The following is a 3,992-nucleotide window of genomic DNA, read 5'->3' on the forward strand; positions in this document are numbered from 1 at the left end:
GTGCGGCCGGTCGCGTCCGCGCGCCGGCCCGACCGCGGACGCCGGCCGGCTCGGGCGGCAGAGAGGGGAGGCGCCGAGATGCCCTTCCACGATGAGAGCCCGGTCCGCCCGCGCTTCTGGCTGGAGATCGCCCTGGGGAGCCTCTCCGGCCTGCTGCTCCTGATCACACTGGCCTGGCCGGACTGGATCGAGCTGCTGCTCGGCCTCGACCCGGACGCCGGGAGCGGCGCGGCCGAATGGCTGGTCGTCGCGATCACGGCCACCGCCACCGCCGTCTGCGCGCTCGGCGCGCGGACCGAGTGGCGCAGGCACCACCCGGCCGCCGCCCGCGCCACGCGGTGACGGCCGGCGCACGGAAGGAGGACCACCATGCCTGCTGTCACGTCTGCCGGGACCCCCGAGGACGTCGTCGACCTCGTCCGGCAGGCCCCGTTGAGTTTCCTCGGCCGGGTCGTCCGCCTCGGCGGCACGCTCCCGCCGGGCGTGGCCGCCGACGAACGGACGGCGGTCGTCCAGGTCGGCGAAGTCCTGCACGCGCCCGACGCGTTCCGCCGGCTGGCGGGCAGTGAGGTCACCGTCCGGCTCACGCCCGAGCTGGACGTGCCGGCCGTCGGTGACACGGCCGCGTTCTTCGTGAACGGCGCCGAGTACGGCGAGGGCCTCGCCGTCGCCGAGGTCGGGCGGCTGCCCGCCGACTCGGTGCAGGAGCACGTCACCCGCGCCGCCACCACCGCCGACGCGATGCCCTTCTCCTCCGTGCAGCGCGGCATCCGGGACGAGCGCACGGCCGACCACGCCGGCGAGGCCGACGCCGTGGTCCTGGGCACCGTCGTCGCGCTGGAGGACGTCCCGGACGAGGCGGGCCCGCTCTCCGAGCACTCGCCGGACCTGTGGCGGGCACAGATCGCGGTCGAGCACGTCGAGTCCGGCGAGGTCGCCGGGGCGCGGACCGCCGTGCTCTACCCCAACAGCCGGGACATCCACTGGTCCCGGATCCCGAAGCCGCAGGCCGGACAGCGGGGCCTCTGGTTCCTGCACGCCGCCGAACCGGCCCTGCGCGACGTGGCGCCGTTCCAGCTGCTCGACGCGGACGACTACCAGCCGGCCCGGATGCTCGCGGTGCTGCAGGAGAGGAGGTGAGCGGGGATGCCCACCTTGAAGGTCGTCGACATCACCCCCAAGTCGCTGAGCGGCGACCGCTCCCAGAAGGGTGAACCCAACCTGGCGGTCAACCCGGAGAACCCGGACGAGCTGGTCGCCACCGCCTTCACCCCCGACCCGATGGGCGGCCCGTTCGCCCCGATCTACGTCTCCACCGACGGCGGAGACACCTGGGTGCTGCGCAGCGTCGTCCCCGGCGGCAACCGCAGCGGCGGCACCGCCGACATCTCGGTCGGCTTCGCGCCCACCGGCGGCACGCTCTACGCGGGCATCCTCAACGGCCGCGAGAGCACGCAGGAACGCACCCGGATGCAGATCCTGCGGACGCCCGACGCGCTCGCGACGACGCCGATGGCCGTCGTCGTCCAGCGCGACGGGCCCGACCAGCCCTGGGTCGTCACCGAGGCCGCCGCGAACGGCGACGGGCGGGACCGGGTCTACGTCGGCAGCAACGACCTGAGTCTGGACACCGGCCGGACCGCCTCCGTGGACGCCTCGGCCGACGCCCGGACGGCGCCCGCGCACCCGGCTCCGCCCGGCTTCGTGGCCACCCCCATCGAGCAGCGCGTGACGGCCCGGCAGGACGGACCGTCCGTACGGGTCGCCGTCCACACCGACGGCACGGTGTACGCGGCGTTCATGAGCTGGCAGGACCGGACCGGGCCGGACCTCTCCCACGTCACCTTCGACGTGGTGGTGACCCGCGACGACAAGGGAGGCTTCGGCGCGGACCCGTTCCGGGACCTCACCGACGCGGGCGGGACCGCCGGCGTGAAGGCGGCCGCCCGTCGGTTCCTGGTGTGGGACGCCGACCTGGGGGCGCAGCGCCTCGGCAGCGACCTGTCGGTCGCGGTCGACCCCCGCGACCCGGCGAGCGTCTGGCTCGCCTGGTGCGACCGGGTCGGCGGGCCGGCCGGGAGCGACAACACCCTGCACCTGAAGCACTCGGCGGACCGCGGCGTGACCTGGTCCGACGTCCGGACACCGCCCGTCAACGCCCCGCTCGCGACCGCCCTGAACCCCGCGCTGGCGGTGAACACCGACGGCCTCGTCGGACTGCTCTACCAGGAGTTCGTCCAGGAGCAGTGGCGCACCGTGCTGGAGCTGACGTCCGACGGCTGGCAGACGGCGCCGGAGCGGCAGGTGCTGCACCAGGCGGCGCTGAACCTCAACGCGTTCGACCGGCCGTTCCTCGGCGACTACATCCGCCTGCTCGCGCTCGGCCGGGACTTCTACGGCGTGTTCGCCGGCGACAACCTGCCGGACAACGCCAACTTCCCGGTCGGCGTCAGCTACCAGCGCAAGGCCAACTTCGTCACCCACCAGCTGTTCGACCTGGACGGCATCCACCGGGTGCCGACGTCGGTCGACCCGTTCTTCTTCCACCGGGCCGCGTAGGCCGCCGCCGTGCGGCCCGTCGCCGCCCCTCGCTTTTCGAGGCGCCCACCGCACGGCGGGCGCCTCGATCGCAGTTCAGACCACTGTGGCGCGGGGACGTCCGGACCCTCCGCAGGTACCGGCACGGACGTGTATGCCTGATGTGTACCTCGTATCCTCAGCCTGCGCCCCGGTCGTAGAAGGAGTCAAGGGGTGCTTCGGGCATCCCGCCCAGCAGTTTGTCCAGGCCCCGCAGCAGCTCCTGCTCCTCGTCGTACTCGGCGAGCCGGGGGACGAGGGCGCGCAGTCTCGGGTAGTCGGCGGCCGGCAGCAGGTGCAGGCCCAGCCGCAGCATCGGGTCCGGCTCGTCGGGGTTGTCGACCACCTGGCGCTTGTCCACCAGGAGGCAGCCGAGGTTCCAGGCGACGAAGGCGCGGTACGCGGTGAGCGCCGTGGAGTCGTCGAACCCGGCCCGGCCCAGGACGGCGAGGATGTGTTCGGTGAGCTGCAGTGCCGGCGCGGGGCGGCGCGCCACCGGCACGGTCAGCGGCCGGGTCGCCACCAGCGGCAGGATCTCGGGGTGGGCGTGGGCCACGGCGGCGAAGGCGCGCGCGATCCGCCGCAGCTCGGCCCGCCAGGCCGGCAGCGCGGGCGCGTCGGCGGCGTCCCCCCGCCTCCGCCCGGTCACGCTGCGCAGCCGGTCGTTGATCTCGGCGAAGAACGCCTCGACCAGCCCGTCGAGCAGCGCCTCCTTGCCCGGGGTGTAGCGGTAGATCGCCATCGACTCGACCCCGAGGTCGGCGGCCAGACGGCGCATGGTCAGCGCGCCCAGCCCCTCCCGGTCCACCAGCGCGACGGCGGTGGCGAGCACCAGCGGACGGCTCAGCCGCCCCCGCTTCTCCGCGCCGCCCTGCTCAGCCATGTCCGCACTCCTCACGAGCGTGCCAACATCACCGCACCTCGTCGTCGGGCCGGTCCGGCGGGTAGTGCCTCCCAGGATACAACGTACATATCGGGCATATACCTCGGTGGTGGGCGCTCGCCGGGTGTTCGTCGGTTGGCCGTCGGGCGCCCGGAGGCGGGCCCGGAACGGGTGAGGCCGCCCGGCCCCGGGGAGTCGGGGCGGGGCGGCGGGTGGGGGTGTGGGGTCGGGAGGGTGTGGGGGCGGGGCGGCGGGTCAGCAGCTCCAGTTGACCTTGTAGAAGCTCGCGTAGTGGTTCGAGGTGTAGTAGTCCTCGTGGTGGACGCGGCCGGTGACGATCCGCCGGGCGCCCCGGGTCGGGCTGCCCGGGGTGATGACGGTGTACTCGTGGTAGTAGCCGGAGGACTTGGCGGGCAGCACGCCCTCCCGGTTCTGGAACGTACCACGAACCGTCGGACACCACGGCGATCCCCCTCACCAGCCGGAACAGGTGCTTCAGCCTAGGCAACGGCAGGCCCCGGTCCGCCGGGGG

At 73.9% G+C, this 3,992-nt stretch carries 4 protein-coding genes and 1 pseudogene; 3 read left to right on the forward strand and 2 right to left on the reverse strand.

Annotation, left to right across the window (positions count from 1 at the left end):
- Positions 1-78: 78 nt before the first annotated feature.
- The 3 genes from ABZ885_RS36970 to ABZ885_RS36980 are packed head-to-tail and all read left to right on the forward strand — an operon-like array spanning position 79 to position 2,559.
- Positions 79-342: an ABC transporter permease gene (locus ABZ885_RS36970; protein WP_360198930.1), complete on the forward strand. Its 264-nt coding sequence runs from the start codon at positions 79-81 to the stop codon at positions 340-342.
- A gap of 27 nt (positions 343-369) precedes the next feature.
- Positions 370-1,140 (forward strand): hypothetical protein, encoded by a 771-nt coding sequence (locus ABZ885_RS36975; RefSeq protein ID WP_360198932.1) that lies wholly within the window; start codon positions 370-372, stop codon positions 1,138-1,140.
- 6 nt (positions 1,141-1,146) lie between these two features.
- On the forward strand, positions 1,147-2,559 hold the full coding sequence (locus ABZ885_RS36980) for a hypothetical protein (RefSeq protein WP_360198934.1): 1,413 nt from the start codon (positions 1,147-1,149) through the stop codon (positions 2,557-2,559).
- A gap of 157 nt (positions 2,560-2,716) precedes the next feature.
- Here the strand turns inward: ABZ885_RS36980 and ABZ885_RS36985 are convergent, their stop codons facing one another.
- Positions 2,717-3,460: a TetR/AcrR family transcriptional regulator C-terminal domain-containing protein gene (locus tag ABZ885_RS36985; RefSeq protein WP_360198936.1), complete on the reverse strand. Its 744-nt coding sequence runs from the start codon at positions 3,458-3,460 to the stop codon at positions 2,717-2,719.
- A 255-nt stretch (positions 3,461-3,715) separates the two neighbouring features.
- A pseudogene (locus ABZ885_RS36990) lies at positions 3,716-3,904 on the reverse strand (ribonuclease domain-containing protein); the annotation flags it as partial.
- Positions 3,905-3,992 lie beyond the last annotated feature (88 nt).

Origin of the sequence: Kitasatospora sp. NPDC047058 (assembly GCF_040643935.1) — a bacterium.
In the GTDB taxonomy this organism is placed as follows: domain Bacteria; phylum Actinomycetota; class Actinomycetes; order Streptomycetales; family Streptomycetaceae; genus Kitasatospora.

Coding starts and splice junctions, on each gene's coding strand:
- ABZ885_RS36970 (WP_360198930.1), top strand. CDS start 79: ATGCCCTTCCACGATGAGAGCCCGGTCCGCCCGCGCTTCTGGCTGGAG.
- ABZ885_RS36975 (WP_360198932.1), top strand. CDS start 370: ATGCCTGCTGTCACGTCTGCCGGGACCCCCGAGGACGTCGTCGACCTC.
- ABZ885_RS36980 (WP_360198934.1), top strand. CDS start 1,147: ATGCCCACCTTGAAGGTCGTCGACATCACCCCCAAGTCGCTGAGCGGC.
- ABZ885_RS36985 (WP_360198936.1), bottom strand. CDS start 3,460: ATGGCTGAGCAGGGCGGCGCGGAGAAGCGGGGGCGGCTGAGCCGTCCG.